The sequence below is a fragment of the Streptomyces caeruleatus genome (genome assembly GCF_001514235.1).
Lineage (GTDB): Bacteria > Actinomycetota > Actinomycetes > Streptomycetales > Streptomycetaceae > Streptomyces > Streptomyces caeruleatus.
Genome location: NZ_KQ948930.1, coordinates 540,363 through 556,829, shown reverse-complemented (window position 1 = coordinate 556,829; position 16,467 = coordinate 540,363). Strand labels below are relative to the sequence as shown.

Here is a 16,467-nt window from a genome sequence, read left to right as displayed (position 1 = left end):
GTGAGAGAGCCCCCGGCCGGGGATACCGGTCCGGGGGCTTTCTGCATTTCCGAACCTGTATCGGTTGGGCTAAGGGGGGATCATCTCCGTAGGAGATGATCCCCCCTTTTCTCGTTTTTACAGGCGCCCTGCGGTCTTGAGGGCCAGATAGGCGTCCGCCAACGCCGGCGCGAGTTCTTCCGGGGTTGCGTCGACGACCGTGACGCCGTAGTGGCGGAGTTGTTCGGCTGTACGGTTGCGCTCGGTCTGGGCCTGGGCGGCTGCCGCGGCCTCGTAGACGGCGTCTGTGTTTCCGCGTCCAGTTGCCATATGTGCGATGTGAGGGTCCGCTACTGATGCCAGCAGAACTGTGTGGCGCTGGGTGAGCTGGGGCAGGACCGGGAGCAAGCCCTCTTCGATCGGGGCCGCGTCCAGGGTGGTGAGCAGCACGATCAGGGAGTGGCGGGGGGCCGTACGGAGCGCCATGGCCGTGAGGCCTCGGGCGTCTGTTTCGATCAGCTCGGGTTCGAGGGTCGCCATCGCGTTGACCAGGGAGGGGAGGACGTCGCCTGCTGTGCGGCCCTGGACGAGGGCGCGTACTCGGCGGTCGTAGGCGAGGAGGTCCACGCGGTCGCCGGCTCGGGAGGCGAGGGCGGCCAGGAGGAGGGCTGCGTCCAGGGAGGCGTCGAGGCGGGGTGCGTCGCCGACGCGGCCTGCCGAGGTTCGGCCGGTGTCCAGGACGAGGAGGATGTGGCGGTCGCGTTCGGGGCGCCAGGTGCGTACGGCGACCGTGGACTGGCGGGCTGTGGCGCGCCAGTCGATGGAGCGGGTGTCGTCGCCGGGGACGTATTCGCGCAGGCTGTCGAACTCTGTGCCTTCGCCGCGGGTGAGGAGGCTGGTGCGGCCGTCGAGTTCGCGGAGGCGGGCCAGTTTGGAGGGCAGGTGCTTGCGGCTGGTGAACGGCGGGAGGACCCGTACCGTCCAGGGGACCTTGTGGGTGCCTTGGCGGGAGAAGAGGCCCAGGGGCCCGAACGAGCGGATCGTCACGCGGTCGGTCTGGCGGTCGCCTCGGCGGGTGGGGCGTAGGCGGGTGGTGATGCGGCGGCGTTCGCCGGCGGGGACCGTGAGGTGGTGACGGGAGGCGGCCACCTCCGTGCCGGGCGGCCAGCTGCTGGGGGGCCAGGCGTCGCGGAGGTGGGCGCGGAGTGGGCGGTTGGACGTGTTGGTCACCGTGAGGGTGACGTCGGCGGCCTCGCCCAGGCGTACGGAGGTGTCGCCGGAGCGGGTGAGGCCCAGGCGTCGTACGGGGGCGGCCAGGGCGAAGTCGCAGGCGCAGGCCACCGCCAGGGGGGCGTTGACCGCCAGGATGCCCGTCCAGCTGGGGTCCCAGATTCCTACGGGGAGGGAGCCCAGGGCCGCGAGGAGTGCGGCGCGTCCGGTGAGGGCCATCAGCGGGGGACGGGGACGTGGGCGAGGATCGCGTTGATCACGGAGTCGGCGGTGACGCCTTCCATCTCGGCCTCGGGGCGGAGTTGTACACGGTGGCGGAGGGTGGGGAGGGCCAGGGCCTTCACGTCGTCGGGGATGACGTAGTCGCGGCCGGTCAGCCAGGCCCAGGCGCGGGCGGTGGCGAGGAGGGCCGTGGCGCCGCGGGGGGAGACGCCCAGGGTGAGGGAGGGCGATTCCCGGGTGGCTCGGCAGATGTCGACCACGTAGGCGGTGATCTCCGGGGAGATGGTGGTCTTGGCGACTGCTGCGCGGGCTGCCTCCAGGTCCGCGGGGCCTGCTACGGGGCGTACACCGGCGGCGCGCAGGTCGCGCGGGTTGAAGCCTTCGGCGTGGCGGGTGAGGACGTCGATCTCGTCCTGGCGGGAGGGGAGGGGGATGGTGAGTTTGAGGAGGAAACGGTCCAGCTGGGCTTCGGGGAGGGGGTATGTGCCCTCGTACTCCACCGGGTTCTGCGTTGCCGCGACGAGGAACGGGTCGGGGAGCGGGCGGGGGATGCCGTCGACCGTGACCTGGCGTTCCTCCATGGCCTCCAGGAGGGAGGACTGGGTCTTGGGGGGCGTCCGGTTGATCTCGTCCGCGAGGAGGAGGTTGGTGAAGACCGGGCCGGGCTGGAAGGAGAACTCGGCGGAGCGGGTGTCGTAGACGAGGGAGCCCGTCACGTCGCTCGGCATGAGGTCGGGGGTGAACTGGACGCGCTTGGTGTCGAGTTCGAGTGCGGATGCGAGGGCGCGGACGAGCAATGTTTTGGCGACCCCGGGGACCCCTTCCAGTAGTACGTGTCCGCGGCAGAGGAGGGCGACGACGAGGCCGGTCACGGCGGGGTCCTGGCCGACCACGGCTTTGGCGATCTCGGCGCGCAGGGCCTCCAGGGAGGCACGGGCGGTGCCCGGGTCCCCGGTGGTCCCGGCGTTGTCAGTGGTCGGGTCCATCATGGACGGCGTACCTCTCTTTCGAGGGCGTCGAGTTGGTCGGCGAGGCTGATGAGTGCTGCGTCGTCGCTGGGCGGCGGGCCGAAGAGGAGGGTGTGCAGGGCCTGTCCGTCTCCGTGGTCGTGGAGGTGGGCGGACAGGGCGGGGAGCAGGGCCTCGGGCGTGTGCGCCTGAGTGACGGGGACACCTACGAGGGGGGCGAGGCGCGTGCGGGTGGTGGAGCGAAGAGCGGCGGCCGCGCGGTCGCGGGCGTTGGATTTGCGGTAGAGGCGGGCGCGGCCTTCGACGGTTTCGGAGGCGCGGATCGCCACGGGGAGATTTTCGGGCACCAGAGGGCCGAGTCGGCGTGCCCTCCAGAGGGCGGCCAGGGCTGCGGCGATGAAGAGCTGGAGCGTGCCCCAGAGCCAGCCCGAGGGGAGCAGGTCGAAGAAGCTGCGTTCGTCGTCCGCGTCGGCGGCCGACGTGTCGGAGAGCGAGGGGAGGTACCAGACCAAGTGGGGGCGGGAGCCGAGGAGTTGGAGGGCGAGCGAGGCGTTGCCCTGCTCGTCGAGGTGGTCGTTGTAGAGGATGTCGGGCGCGCCGAGGACGACGGTGTCGCCGCCCTCGGTCGGGTCCGGGATGCGCAGGAGGGTGGCCAGGCGCTCGCTGGGGTAGCACTCGTCGGCGTGGAGGTGGGTGGTGGTGTAGCGGACGCCGCCCAGGTCGGCGGTGCCCGCGCGCTGGGCGGCGGGCAGGGTGCAGTCGGGGGCGAGTTCCGAGTCGAGGCTGGTGGCGGGGTCGGCGGTGACGCCAGGGGCGAGGCGTTCGACGGACCAGCTGCCGGGGGCGACGAGGAGAGTGCGGCCGCCGGTGCCGGCGGTCGACGAGCGCAGCCAGGTCTGCTGACGGCGCGTCAGCAGGTCGGGGGCGGTGACCAGGAGGGTGGTGTCCGGGGCGGCTGCGGCGCGTGCCTCGTCCAGGGTGGTGACCACGCGCGTGTCGACGCCGCGGTCGGCGAGGAGTTCGGCGACCGCTCTGCTGCCTCGGGGGTCGGCGGAGCGTGGGTCGAGGGTGCCGTGCCGGGCGTCGGAGCGGATCGTGGCGATCACGACGGCCGCCACGAGCAGGAGGACGGCGGCGGCGACGATGCCTCGTGTGCGGGTCCACAGCTGGCGTGCGGTGGGCGAGGCCGAGGTGGACGGGAGCGTGGCCTCGGTGGTCATTCGGCGGCTCCCTGGCGGGCGTTGGGGGCCGTGCTCGGGGTGCTGCTCGCGAGCTGGGGCTTGGTGCTCTCCAAGGCGCGGTCGAGTTCCGCCATGCGCTGGTATGCCTGCTGGGTGGCGGTTCTGCCGCCGTATGTCACGTCGTCGAAGTCCCGGGCCGCGGCGTGCAGTCGGTCCGTGTGGGACGGCAGTGAGCGGCCTGCTTCGGCGGCGGCCTCGTCCGCGGTGCGGCCGGGGCGGACGTCGAGAAGTGCGCGTTCTTCGAGGGAGCGGACGATGGCGCGCATGCGTTCCTGGACGGCCTGGTTCCAGTGGCCCTGGGCGGCGTGTGCCTCGGCGGCGGCGCGGTGTTCGGCGGCGCTGCGGGGGCGGTCGTTGAACAGGGCGGTGGAGGAGGTGGGTTGGCGGCGCGGGGTGCCCAGGCGCCACCACAGGGCGCCGAGGACCGCCACGACGACCAGGATGACGACGACCAGTCCGAGCGGTCCGCCGGGCGTCACTGTCGAGGCGCTGCTGAACAGGTCCTCTACCCAGCCCCAGAAGGCGTCCAGGGCGCGCTGGAACCAGCTGGGGTCGTTCTCGTGGTACATGCCCTTGGACAGCTCACGTCGAGCCGCCTCCCGTGCTGGGTCGCGCGGGATGGTCAGCGGCGGTTCGTCGTCCGAGCGGGTCAGCAGCGCCAGTACGGACGTGTCGCCGATGCGCGGCAGCGATCGTACGGATGTGTTGCCGACGCCGAGCAGTGCGCGTGCGGCCGTGTCCGGCAGTGCTGATGCTGCCGTGAGAACTCCCCCCGCCAAGCTCACCTGTTCAGCTCCCCGGGGTGCCGGTGCCGTAGTTCTGGACGCCGGCTGCCCGAGCGAGTTCGAGGTCGAGGGCCTCGCGGCGAATGCGCTGGTCGATGTAGAGCAGGACGGTGACGCCTGCGGTGATCGGGAACGTGATCATGGAGCCGATCACCGAGCCGACGCCGCTGATGATGAGGAATGTCCAGCCGAACTCGGTGGTGCCGTTGAGGAAGCTGGTGGCGCCGTCGCCGCTGACGGCGCCGGCCAGGAACGTGAAGGGGATGACGACGATCGCCGCGATGACGTTCGCGATGATCGTGGCGAGCAGCTGGATGCCGAAGACGCGCCACCACGAGCCGCGGACCAGTTTCGCGGAGCGGCTCAGGGACTTCGTGATGCCCTGCTTCTCCAGCATCAGCGCGGGCGAGGCGAGGGAGAAGCGGAACCACAGCCACAGCGCGACGATGCCGGCGCCGAGGATGCCGAAGATTGTGAGTGCTCCGCCTGCCGCGCCGGCGCCCGTGGCGGCCACGAGGATGCCGGGCACGGCGCCCGCGAGCACCACGCCGAAGGTCATGAGCAGCAGCAGGAAGAGCAGGCCGAAGAGTTGCGGCACCTGTGGGCGGGCGTCGCGCCAGGCCTCGCCGGTGGTCACCGACTTGCCGAGTACCGCGCGGCTGGTGACCGTCGTCAGCAGGGCGGTCGCGATGATCGCGCCGATCACCGAGATCAGGAGGATGACGCTGGAGCTGATCAGGGCGTCGCCGGTGGCGCGGGTCAGTTCGCTGAGGGTGGCGTTCGGGTCGTCGAGGGCCTCGGTGTCGAGGCGGTCGTTCAGGACGAGGCCCTGGACGAGGATGACGAGGATCTCCGTGACGACCGCGACGGTCAGGGAGATGCCGAGGACCGTGCGCCAGTAGGTGCGCATGGTGGAGACCGCGCCGTCGAGGATCTCGCCGACGCCGAGCGGGCGCAGCGGGATCACGCCGGGCTTGGCGGCGGGCGGCGGGCCGCCCCAGCCGCTTCCCCAGGGGCCTGCGCCCGGGGCGCCGTAGCCCGGGTGGCCGCCGCCGTATCCGCCGGGACCGGCGGGCGGGTGGGCTCCCCAACCCGGGCCGGGCGGAGGTGGGGGTGGCGGGGTCTGGCCGGGTGCCTGGGGCGCTGTCGGGGCGGACCACTGGCCGGGGGGCGGTTGGTCCTTGGACCACTTGGGGCCGGAGTCCTGTGGGTCCGTTCCCGGCTGCTGCGCGGGGTGGGGACGGTCTGCGGGCTCGGCAGGGCCGGACGCGCCGGGTTCCTGTCCGTCGGACGCGGCGGATCCGGGCGAGGCCCAGCCCGGCGTGTCTTTCATCGTCGCTCCTTCACGGTGCCCGTCCGCGGTCGCGGCGGCAGGTTGGCAGCCATCGTGCCATGGGGTGGTCGGGGACGTACCGGCCGCGGTATGGGCTGGACACCTTCAATTGTCCGCCGGACAAGGGGCAGACTGACCATATGGCTGATCAGTACGCGCAATCCGGCGAGGACGGCAGGCCGAAGGAGATTCCGGCGATCCGGTGGGACGAACCACCTGAAGGCCCTGTACTGGTCCTTCTCGACCAGACGAGACTGCCGGCCGAGGAGGTCGAGCTGGTCTGTACGGACGCGCCTGTGCTGGTCGAGGCGATCCGTTCGCTCGCCGTGCGTGGGGCGCCGTTGCTCGGGATCGCGGGGGCGTACGGTGTCGCGCTCGCCGCCGCGCGGGGCTTCGACGTGGATGACGCCGCGGAAGCGCTGGCGGGTGCCCGGCCCACCGCGGTGAACCTCGCCGTCGGTGTGCGCAGGGCTCAGGACGCGTACCGGGGGGAGCTCGCCAGGAGCGGGGACGTGGAGCGGGCGGCCGCCGCGGCTCTGGGTGCGGCGCGGGCGTTGCACGAGGAGGACGCGGAGGCCAGTGCGCGGATGGCGGAGCGAGGGCTGGCGCTGCTGGACGAGCTGCTGCCCGGCGGTGGGCACCGCATCCTCACGCACTGCAACACCGGGGCGCTGGTGTCGGGCGGCGAGGGTACGGCGTTCGCGGTGGCGCTCGCGGCGCACCGGGCCGGGCAGTTGCGGCGGTTGTGGGTGGACGAGACGCGGCCGTTGCTGCAAGGAGCCCGGCTGACGGCGTACGAGGCGGCGCGCAACGGCATGGCGTACGCGTTGCTCACGGACAACGCGGCGGGGTCGCTGTTCGCGGCTGGTGAGGTGGACGCGGTGTTGATCGGGGCGGACCGTATCGCGGCCGACGGCTCGGTGGCGAACAAGGTGGGGAGTTATCCGCTGGCGGTGCTCGCGCGCTATCACCATGTGCCGTTCATCGTGGTGGCACCGCTGACGACGGTCGATCTGGATACGGCGGACGGGGCGTCCATCGAGGTGGAGCAGCGTCCGGGGTTCGAGGTGACCGAGATCGCCGCGCCTCAGGTGCCGTTGGCGGGAGGGGAAGCGGGAGGTGGGGTTCCGGTGGCTCCGCTGGGGACCCAGGCGTACAACCCGGCGTTCGATGTGACGCCGCCCGAGCTGGTGACGGCGATCGTCACCGAGGAGGGGGCCGTGTCGCCTGTGACGGGTGAGGCGCTGGCCGAGCTGTGTGCCAGGTCGCGGCAAATCACGCGGACGTTCTGAGACGGATACCGGATCCACAGGTCGGGCATAGAGGGGCGAACCCGCGCAATAGTCACGCCCTGTGATGTGGCCGAGGGCAGACAGTGGTGATGGCGTACGACTAAGGTCACTGGCCGGTGACCTACCTCACCTGAGCCTTCGCCACTGTTATGAGAATGGGATGATGTCGTTTATGAAGGGACGAGTCCTTGTCGTCGACGACGACACCGCACTGGCCGAGATGCTCGGCATCGTGCTGCGTGGTGAAGGTTTTGAGCCGTCTTTCGTAGCCGACGGCGACAAGGCGCTGGCCGCCTTCAGGGAGGCCAAGCCCGATCTGGTGCTGCTCGACCTGATGCTGCCCGGGCGGGACGGCATCGAGGTGTGCCGCCTGATCAGGGCGGAGTCCGGGGTGCCGATCGTGATGCTGACGGCCAAGAGCGACACGGTCGACGTCGTCGTGGGCCTGGAGTCCGGCGCCGATGACTACATCGTGAAGCCGTTCAAGCCGAAGGAGCTCGTCGCGCGGATCCGGGCGCGGCTCAGGAGGTCGGAGGAGCCGGCGCCGGAGCAGCTCGCTATCGGTGACCTCGTCATCGACGTGGCCGGGCACTCCGTGAAGCGGGACGGGCAGTCGATCGCGCTGACGCCGCTGGAGTTCGACCTGCTGGTCGCGCTGGCCCGTAAGCCGTGGCAGGTGTTCACGCGTGAGGTGCTCCTGGAGCAGGTCTGGGGCTACCGGCACGCGGCCGACACCCGGCTGGTGAACGTGCATGTGCAGCGGCTGCGTTCCAAGGTCGAGAAGGACCCTGAGCGGCCTGAGATCGTGGTGACCGTCCGGGGCGTCGGATACAAGGCAGGGCCGAGCTGACATGTCCGGGGACAGTGCCGCTGCGGCCCCCGGTCGGACCGGGGCCCGTCCGGAGCGGCCTGTCGGCCGGAAGAAGGCGGGCTCCCGCTGGGGGCGGTTTCTCGAGGGCGGGCTGCTGCAAGGAGGCGTCCAGGGCAGCCCGGTCCTTCGGCTCCTGCTGCGCTGGGTGCGTCGGCCGCTGCTGCCCGTCATGCGGCTGTGGCGACGCAACATCCAGCTCAAGGTCGTCGTCACCACGCTGCTGATGTCGCTCGGCGTGGTCCTGCTGCTGGGCTTCGTCGTCATCGGGCAGGTGCGCAACGGCCTGCTTGACGCCAAGGTGAAGGCCTCGCAGAGCCAGGCCACGGGTGGGTTCGCGGCGGCCAAGCAGAACGCCGACGAGGCCGCCGCCGGTACCGCCGACGACGGCGCGGCCGGGGACGAGCGGGCCGAGCAGAACGTCATCCAGTGGATGAGTGATCTCGTCACCTCGCTCTCCAGCGGTGGGCAGGGCGCCTTCGAGGTGGTGACGCTCCCGGCCTCCGCGGGAGGGGACACCGGTGGGCGGGGCCCGCGTGCCTCCGGCGGGGTGAGCCCGACGGACAGCGTGCCCGAGGACCTGCGCGACCGGATCGACAGCAATACGGGGGCGTTCCAGAGCTACACCCGCATCGTCTACCACTCCACCGCCAACAAGGAGTCCCAGCCGGCGCTGGTCATCGGCAAGCAGGTCAACGACCCCAACAACAACCCGTACCAGCTCTACTACCTCTTCCCGCTCACGCAGGAGGAGAAGTCGCTGAGCCTGGTCAAGGGGACGCTCGCCACCGCGGGGCTCTTCGTCGTCGTCCTGCTCGGGGCCATCGCCTGGCTCGTGGTGCGTCAGGTCGTCACGCCGGTGCGGATGGCTGCCGGGATCGCCGAGCGGCTGTCGGCCGGGCGGCTCCAGGAACGGATGAAGGTCACCGGCGAGGACGACATCGCGCGGCTCGGTGAGGCCTTCAACAAGATGGCGCAGAACCTTCAGCTGAAGATCCAGCAGCTGGAGGACCTCTCGCGGATGCAGCGGCGGTTCGTGTCCGACGTGTCGCACGAGCTGCGGACGCCGTTGACGACCGTACGGATGGCCGCCGACGTCATCCATGAGGCGCGGGAGGACTTCGACCCGGTGACCGCGCGGTCGGCTGAGCTGCTGGCCGATCAGCTGGACCGGTTCGAGTCGCTGCTCGCCGATCTGCTGGAGATCAGCCGTTTCGACGCGGGCGCGGCGGCGCTGGAGGCCGAGCCGATCGACCTCCGGGAGGTCGTGCGACGCGTCGTCAGCGGGGCCGAGCCGCTCGCCGAGCGCAAGGGCACCCAGATACGCATCGTCGGCGACCAGCAGCCCATCGTCGCCGAGGCCGACGCACGCCGCGTGGAGCGCGTGCTGCGCAATCTCGTCGTCAACGCCGTCGAGCACGGCGAGGGCAAGGATGTCGTGGTCAAGCTCGCCTCGGCGGGCGGGGCGGTGGCCGTCGCGGTGCGCGACTACGGCGTCGGGCTCAAGCCCGGTGAGGCCACTCGGGTCTTCAGCCGCTTCTGGCGGGCGGACCCGGCACGCGCGCGTACCACGGGCGGTACGGGGCTGGGGCTGTCCATCGCGCTGGAGGACGCGCGGCTGCACGGCGGCTGGCTGCAGGCGTGGGGCGAGCCGGGCGGCGGTTCGCAGTTCCGGCTGACGCTGCCGCGAACCGCGGACGAGCCGCTGCGGGGCTCGCCGATACCCCTGGAACCCAAGGACTCCCGCCGCAATCGTGGACTTAATGACGCCGGTCTGCCGAGCGGGGGCGGTGACAAGGCCGCGACGGTGCCGGCCCAGCCCTCGGGTGACCAAGCGCCCCCGATGCCGACGAGGGACCCGATCCCGTCGCGGCTGGGCAGCGCGGCGCCCAAGGCCGATCCGACGGCGCTGCCCGGCAACGGCGCGCGGGTGGTTCCCCGGCCCGCCTCGGGCGCGCGGCGCCAGGACGACATAGCCGGGCCGCCCGGTGCGGAAGAGCGGCCGAGCGACGAAGCCGGGCAGGACGGGGAGTCGAGCAAGCATGGGGAGGCATCGCGTGGGCGCTGACCGCGAGGGGCGCGCGCGGCGCACGCCGGGGCGCACGGTGGCGTACGCAGCCTGTGGCGTCGTACTGCTGGCCGGATGCGCCTCGATGCCCGACAGCGGCGATCTGCGGGGTGTCGAGTCCACGCCGCGCCAGGACACGCAGGTGCGGGTCTTCGCCATGCCGCCCCGCGAGGACGCCTCGTCGTCGGAGATCGTGTCGGGCTTCCTGGAGGCGCTGACCAGCGACGATCCGGACTATGAGACCGCGCGCAAGTATCTGACCACCGAGGCCGCGCGTAAGTGGCTGCCCCGGCAGGCCACGACGGTGCTGGCCGACGGCCCGGGCGTCGACATCGAGCACCTGGGAGGCCGCGAGGAGACGGACAGCCTCTCGTACACACTGACCGGCACCAAGGTCGCCACCGTCGACGCACAGCAGTCGTACGCGCCTGCCAGCGGCGACTACAGCGAGCCGATGCACCTCACCCGGGAGAAGAAGTCGAAGCAGTGGCGCATCGACGTGCCGCCACGCGGCGTGGTCATGGGCAAGTCGGACTTCCAGCGCAACTACATGTCCGTCGACAAGTACTACTTCGCCACGAACACCCAGCTCGGGGCCTCCCCGCACACGGCGGCCGTCGCCGATCCCGTCTTCGTGCGCAGGAACGTGGACCCCATGACGCAGATGGTCCGCTCGCTCCTCAAGGGGCCCACCAGCTGGCTCGATCCGGTGGCCAGGTCGAGCTTCCCGACCGGTACGGCGTTGAAGGACGACGACACCACGCTGACGCCCAACGACCAGAACAGACTGACCGTGCCGTTGAACGACAAGGCGGCCCGGGTCGGCGCGGCCCAGTGCGACGAGATGGCGGCGCAGCTGCTGTTCACGCTCCAGAACCTGACTCCCACGGTGGACGAGGTCCAGTTGGAAGCCGGGGACAGGCACCTGTGTGAGCTCAGAGAGGACCAGGCGGAGGAGGTCGCCGCGCGCGGGTCCGTGCAGCGCGCCACCTACCTGTACTTCCTCGATGACAAGCACCGACTGGTCCGGCTGGCCGCCGCCGCCAACGACACGGCCCCCGATCCCGTGCCGGGTGCCCTGGGCGAGGGTGAGACGCAGCTGAAGTCGGTGGCCGTGTCGCGTGACGAGGACATGGCTGCCGGGGTCGGCCTGGACGGCAAGAACCTGTACGTCGGGGCGCTGGTGTCCGGCGGTCCGCTCGGGGAGCCGGAGCTGACCAGCGCGGGTCCGTCGGCGGATGAGCGGCTGACGGCGCCGAGCTGGGATGCCCAGGGCGACCTCTGGGTGGCCGACCGCGACCCCCGCAACCCCAGGTTGCTCCTGCTGAAGGAGGGCGTGGGCGATCCGCTGGTCGTGAAGACACCGCCGGGGCTGGAGGGGCGCATCGAGTCCGTGCGGGTGGCCGCCGACGGGGTGCGCATCGCGCTCGTGGTGCAGCAGGGTGAGAAGTCGTCGCTGCTCATAGGGCGGATCGAACGCACGGAGGACGGCAAGGAGGCGGAACGTTCGGCCGTCTCGGTGCACGAACTGCGCTCCGCGACACCTGAGTTGGAGGAGGTCACGGCCATGTCGTGGGCCGGTGACAGCCGGCTCGTCGTGGTCGGGCGTGAGCAGGGCGGCGTGCAGACGATGCGGTACGTGCAGGTCGACGGCTCCACGCCGGAAGGACCGGCGCCCGCCGCCCTCAGCGGCGTGAAGGAGATCACCGCGTCCGAGGACGCGCGGCTGCCGCTGATCGGCTACTCCGAGGACGGGATCGTACGGCTGCCCTCCGGGGCGCAGTGGCAGAAGGTCGTGACGGACGGGACGGCGCCGGTTTATCCGGGGTGAGCGCGGTCGGGTCCGGGGTGGCGTCGGGATGCCGGGGCCGCACGGGGATTCGGGACGGCGAGTGTGGTGGCCGCTTCTGGCCGGGGTGTGACTCCGGTTGGGGCGGCCACTTTTTTCGTGTGTGGAAGTCCAGCGGAGCGGAGTCGATTCCGGGGAGGAAAAGGGCCCGCGTGAGGGGGCCGGAGTATTTCCACAGGGAGTTATCCACAGGGGTGGTCGGTCTGCGCGGGTGTTGGCACAGTGGTGGGCATGCGGGGGTGGTGGCAGGACCTCACCGACCTGGTGCTGCCGGCTGAGTGCGGAGGCTGCGGGAGGCCTCGCACGGTGCTCTGCCCGGAGTGCCGTGCCGTCCTGAGCGGGACCGGACCGAGCCGGGTGCGACCGGTGCCGGAGCCGCCGGGACTGCCGGTGGTGCACGCGGCGGCGCGGTATGTGGACGAGGCGCGCGCAGTGCTGCTGGCCCACAAGGAGCGCGGCGCGCTGGCGCTCGCGGCGCCGCTCGGGACGGCTCTCGCGGGGGCCGTGCGGGCGGGGCTTCGGGAGGCCTGCGCGTACGGCAGCGGGGCGTCGGGGCGGGCTCTGCGGTCCGGGGGCGGTCAGGTACGGGACGACGGGGCTCGGCGGATCGAGGGTGCTCGGGCGCCTGTGCTGCTGGTGCCGGTTCCGTCGGGGCGTGGGGCGGTGCGGGCTCGGGGGCATGATCCGGCGCGGCGGATCGCGCTCGCGGCCGCGGGTGACTTGCGGCGGGCGGGGACGCCGGCGCGGGTCCTCGCGGTACTGCGGCAGGGGCGTGGGGTGGCCGATCAGTCGGGGCTCAACTCCCGGCAGCGGCTGGACAATCTGGCCGGCGCGCTGACGGTGGCTCCTGGAGGAGCACGGTTGCTTACGGGTGAGGGGCCGGTCGTGCTCGTCGACGACCTGATGACGACGGGCGCGTCCCTGGCTGAGGCGGCGCGTGCCGTGCGGGCGGCCATGGTGGAGGAGGCGCGGGAAAGGAGGGGATACGTCAGAACGGCGGAGGGGGTTGACGCGTATGGACGGGTGGCCACGGAGCGCGACGCGGGTGGCCAGAGGGCAACGGGTAACCGGACAACGGCTGTGTACCTGGCGGGAAGTCGGGAAAGCACAGAGGAACGGACGGCCGGATCGACGGAGGGCGCTGTGCGGCGGGTACGGGAGATGCCGGGAATCATGGGCGCCGGACATGGCTGCGACCTGATCTGCGCAGCCGTGGTCGCTGCTCCGCCGGATTCTTTCGAAATAAACCGGAACTGACTGAGAACTTGCATCGTTGCAGGTAACGAGAGGCTCAATTCACCTGAACGGAGGTACGCCGCAGTAGAGGGTGACGACATCCGTCCGGGCGAGATATGTTCGGTTGTGAGGGAAAGGCGCAGGCCATCCCCGTCATATCCGAATGCCGTGCCACGGGTTTTGCGCAATCACCCGAGGCCATGGGGTGGAGATCTTGCCCATGGGGGAGGAGGAGGTGGAAGTCACCGAGTCCGAGGTTCCGGGGCTCACCGGAGCCTGGTGCAAAAGGGAGATGCTCCGCCGATGGAGCGGAGCGATCCGGGAACGGAGTTCTGCGTGGACATCGTCGTCAAGGGCCGCAAGACCGAGGTGCCCGAGCGGTTCCGCAAGCACGTGGCCGAGAAGCTGAAGCTGGAGAAGATCCAGAGGCTCGATGCCAAGGTGATCAGCCTCGACGTCGAGGTGTCCAAGGAGCCCAACCCGCGACAGGCCGACCGCAGCGATCGAGTGGAGATCACCCTCCGCTCCCGTGGTCCGGTGATCCGGGCGGAGGCAGCGGCCAGCGATCCGTACGCGGCGCTCGACCTCGCGGCGGAGAAGCTGGATGCCCGGCTGCGCAAGCAGCACGACAAGCGTTTCTCGCGCCGAGGTGCACGCCGACTCACGGCGGCCGAGGTCCCCGACCACGTTCCGGGCGCGGCGACGCTCAACGGCAATGGCCACTCCTTCCAGGAAGAAGAGCCGGACGGCGTCCCCACCAAGAAGATCGGCTCGCTGGAAGTCAAGGGTGAAGGCCCCCTCATCGTGCGCGAGAAGACGCACGTCGCCTCCCCGATGACCCTCGACCAGGCCCTCTACGAGATGGAGCTGGTCGGGCACGACTTCTACCTCTTCGTCGACTCCGAGACGAAGGAACCGAGTGTCGTCTACCGGCGGCACGCGTACGACTACGGGGTCATCCACCTCAACACGGACCCGATGGTCGCCCAGGCGCAGCCCCCTGCGGCTGGTGGCACGCTGGGCGGCTGACCCGCCCGGCCGACGCTGAGCCGGTGCCCCTGGAGCGCGGTGTGCGCCCCCAGGGGCACCCGGTGTGCGACCACTTCGCGCCCCGCACGTCACCGTAGTGTCGGCCGGGCATGAAATCATGGCCGCACCGGCCCAACCGGTGGGCCGCTGCCTTGGGTTGGCGATGGCAAACGACCAGCCACAGCCTCAGGGGGAGGAACGATGGCGGACAGCTTCGGACCGATGCGGGACGAGGATGCCGACGGCGATGTCGTCGGCATGGGCCCGGACACGGGCTCTCCACGCAAGGAGCCGATCAGAGTCCTTGTCGTCGACGACCACGCCCTGTTCCGCCGTGGACTGGAGATCGTGCTCGCGGCCGAGGAGGACATCCAGGTCGTGGGGGAGGCGGGCGACGGCGCCGAAGCCGTCGACAAGGCCGCCGACCTGCTGCCGGACATCATCCTGATGGACGTACGGATGCCCAAGCGGGGCGGGATCGAGGCCTGCACCTCCATCAAGGAGGTGGCCCCCAGCGCGAAGATCATCATGCTGACGATCAGCGACGAGGAGGCCGACCTCTACGACGCGATCAAGGCGGGCGCGACCGGTTATCTCCTCAAGGAGATCTCCACGGACGAGGTGGCCACCGCCATTCGTGCCGTGGCCGACGGGCAGTCGCAGATCAGTCCGTCCATGGCGTCGAAGCTGCTCACCGAGTTCAAGTCGATGATCCAACGGACGGACGAGCGTCGGCTCGTGCCCGCGCCACGGCTGACGGACCGCGAGCTGGAGGTTCTCAAGCTCGTCGCCACGGGGATGAACAACCGGGATATCGCCAAGGAGTTGTTCATTTCCGAGAACACCGTGAAGAACCACGTGCGGAACATCCTGGAGAAGCTGCAGTTGCACTCCAGGATGGAGGCCGTGGTCTACGCGATGCGGGAGAAGATCCTCGAGATCCGGTGACGTGGGCCGGTAAGGGTCACCCCAGGATGCGGCTGAGCTCCTTGGCGAGGGGCTCGCGCAGGTCGGGGGCGTCGACCCGTTCCACCCGTACGTCTGTACAGTCCACCCAGCTCGCTGCTTCCGCCAGGGCCTGGGCCACTGACGTGACTGCCTTCGGGCCGTTCAGCACGACCTGCTTGGCCACCAGGGTGCGGCCCTCGCGGGCCGGGTCCACGCGGCCGACGAGACGGCCGCCGGACAGGACCGGCATCGCGAAGTAGCCGTAGACCCGCTTCTGCTTGGGGACGTAGGCCTCCAGACGGTGGGTGAAGCCGAAGATCCGTTCCGTGCGGGACCGCTCCCAGATCAGGGAGTCGAACGGGGACAGCAGCGTCGTACGGTGGCGGCCGCGCGGGGGTGTCTCCAGGGCCGTGGGGTCGGCCCAGGCCGGCTTGCCCCAGCCCTCGACCGTGACCGGGACCAGGCCCGAGTCGGCGATCACCGCGTCGACCTGTTCGCCCTTGAGACGGTGGTAGTCGGCGATGTCCGCGCGTGTGCCCACTCCGAGGGACTGGCCGGCCAGGCGGACCAGGCGGCGGACGCACTCGGTGTCATCCAGTTCGTCGTGCAGGAGCGGGTCCGGGATGGCGCGTTCGGCGAGGTCGTAGACGCGCTTCCAGCCGCGGCGCTCCACGCAGACCACCTCGCCGTACATCAGGGCGCGTTCGACGGCGACCTTTGTGCCGGACCAGTCCCACCAGTCGCTGGTCTTCTTCGCGCCGCCGAGGTCGGTCGCGGTGAGGGGGCCTTCGGTGCGGAGCTGCTTGATCACCTGGGCGTAAATGCCGTCGGGGAGTTCGTGGTTCCAGTGAGGGCGGTTGCGGTAGGCGCGGCGGCGGAAGGCGAAGTGGGGCCACTCCTCGATGGGGAGGATGCAGGCGGCGTGGGACCAGTACTCGAAGGCGTGGGGGTCGGCCGGGGGCGGGGCTGTGGGCGCGGCTGTGGGCGCGGTGGCCGTGGTGGGTTCGGGTGCGGTAGTCCAGTAGGCGTTCTCGATGGTCTTGCGGCCGACCGCGCCCAGGCGGGCGTACGGGATGAGCTCGTGGGAGCGGGCCAGGACCGAGATGGTGTCGAGTTGGACCGCGCCGAGATGACGGAGGATGCCGCGGACGCCGGATCTGCGGTCGGGCGCGCCGAGGAAGCCCTGTGCGCGAAGGGCGATGCGGCGGGCTTCGTCTGCCGTCAGCTCGGTGGTGGGGCGCGGGGTCGTCATGGGTTCGGACGATAGGGGGTGGCACTGACAGTGGGGGGTGAGCTGCGGGTTTTGGTGGGGGCGGTGGGTGGATTCGCCCCCGCCGCCCCTACCCGTCCCATCCTCCAGGGGCGCTGCCCCTTCGACCCCGGCCCTCCTGGGGGCCTGCGGCCCCCAGACCCCCGCTG

13 protein-coding genes are annotated in these 16,467 nt (G+C 70.9%); 7 read left to right on the top strand and 6 right to left on the bottom strand.

Features of this window, described 5'->3' with window-relative positions:
- Window positions 1-117: 117 nt before the first annotated feature.
- Genes AQJ67_RS23600 through AQJ67_RS23580 form a run of 5 tightly spaced genes read right to left on the bottom strand, consistent with a single transcriptional unit; the run spans window position 118 to window position 5,758 of the window.
- Window positions 118-1,428 (bottom strand): DUF58 domain-containing protein, encoded by a 1,311-nt coding sequence (locus AQJ67_RS23600; protein WP_062721043.1) that lies wholly within the window; start codon window positions 1,426-1,428, stop codon window positions 118-120.
- Window positions 1,428-2,417 carry an AAA family ATPase gene (locus AQJ67_RS23595; protein ID WP_107122958.1) on the bottom strand — a complete coding sequence of 330 codons (990 nt, stop codon included), beginning with the start codon at window positions 2,415-2,417 and terminating at the stop codon, window positions 1,428-1,430. The genes AQJ67_RS23600 and AQJ67_RS23595 overlap by 1 nt, the downstream gene beginning before the upstream one ends.
- A complete protein-coding gene (locus tag AQJ67_RS23590; protein WP_062721041.1) occupies window positions 2,417-3,619 on the bottom strand; it encodes a DUF4350 domain-containing protein in 1,203 nt (400 codons plus the stop codon). The genes AQJ67_RS23595 and AQJ67_RS23590 overlap by 1 nt, the downstream gene beginning before the upstream one ends.
- The gene (locus AQJ67_RS23585; RefSeq protein WP_079056111.1) at window positions 3,616-4,425 is read right to left on the bottom strand and encodes a DUF4129 domain-containing protein; all 810 of its coding nucleotides are present in this window, start codon (window positions 4,423-4,425) and stop codon (window positions 3,616-3,618) included. The genes AQJ67_RS23590 and AQJ67_RS23585 overlap by 4 nt, the downstream gene beginning before the upstream one ends.
- Before the next feature lie 4 nt (window positions 4,426-4,429).
- Window positions 4,430-5,758 (bottom strand): DUF7847 domain-containing protein, encoded by a 1,329-nt coding sequence (locus AQJ67_RS23580; RefSeq protein ID WP_062721040.1) that lies wholly within the window; start codon window positions 5,756-5,758, stop codon window positions 4,430-4,432.
- Between the two features lie 140 nt (window positions 5,759-5,898).
- Between AQJ67_RS23580 and mtnA the strand changes: the two genes are divergently transcribed.
- The 7 genes from mtnA (at window position 5,899) to AQJ67_RS23545 (ending at window position 15,048) form a co-directional block, all read left to right on the top strand.
- Entirely contained in the window at window positions 5,899-7,050 is a 1,152-nt protein-coding gene (gene mtnA / locus AQJ67_RS23575) for an S-methyl-5-thioribose-1-phosphate isomerase (RefSeq protein ID WP_062721084.1), read from the top strand.
- Window positions 7,051-7,210: 160 nt separating this feature from the next.
- Window positions 7,211-7,900 (top strand): two-component system response regulator MtrA, encoded by a 690-nt coding sequence (gene mtrA / locus AQJ67_RS23570; protein WP_187283109.1) that lies wholly within the window; start codon window positions 7,211-7,213, stop codon window positions 7,898-7,900.
- A gap of 1 nt (window position 7,901) precedes the next feature.
- A complete protein-coding gene (mtrB, locus tag AQJ67_RS23565; protein ID WP_062721039.1) occupies window positions 7,902-9,986 on the top strand; it encodes an MtrAB system histidine kinase MtrB in 2,085 nt (694 codons plus the stop codon).
- On the top strand, window positions 9,976-11,817 hold the full coding sequence (locus AQJ67_RS23560) for an LpqB family beta-propeller domain-containing protein (RefSeq protein ID WP_062721038.1): 1,842 nt from the start codon (window positions 9,976-9,978) through the stop codon (window positions 11,815-11,817). The genes mtrB and AQJ67_RS23560 overlap by 11 nt, the downstream gene beginning before the upstream one ends.
- Window positions 11,818-12,066: 249 nt before the next feature.
- A complete protein-coding gene (locus tag AQJ67_RS23555) occupies window positions 12,067-13,092 on the top strand; it encodes a ComF family protein (protein ID WP_062721037.1) in 1,026 nt (341 codons plus the stop codon).
- Window positions 13,093-13,407: 315 nt separating this feature from the next.
- On the top strand, window positions 13,408-14,100 hold the full coding sequence (gene hpf, locus AQJ67_RS23550; RefSeq protein ID WP_425264175.1) for a ribosome hibernation-promoting factor, HPF/YfiA family: 693 nt from the start codon (window positions 13,408-13,410) through the stop codon (window positions 14,098-14,100).
- Between the two features lie 201 nt (window positions 14,101-14,301).
- A complete protein-coding gene (locus AQJ67_RS23545) occupies window positions 14,302-15,048 on the top strand; it encodes a response regulator (protein WP_062721035.1) in 747 nt (248 codons plus the stop codon).
- A 16-nt stretch (window positions 15,049-15,064) separates the two neighbouring features.
- On the opposite strand, the gene AQJ67_RS23540 is transcribed toward AQJ67_RS23545, so the two are convergent.
- The gene (locus AQJ67_RS23540) at window positions 15,065-16,300 is read right to left on the bottom strand and encodes a winged helix-turn-helix domain-containing protein (protein ID WP_062721034.1); all 1,236 of its coding nucleotides are present in this window, start codon (window positions 16,298-16,300) and stop codon (window positions 15,065-15,067) included.
- Between the last annotated feature and the right edge of the window lie 167 nt (window positions 16,301-16,467).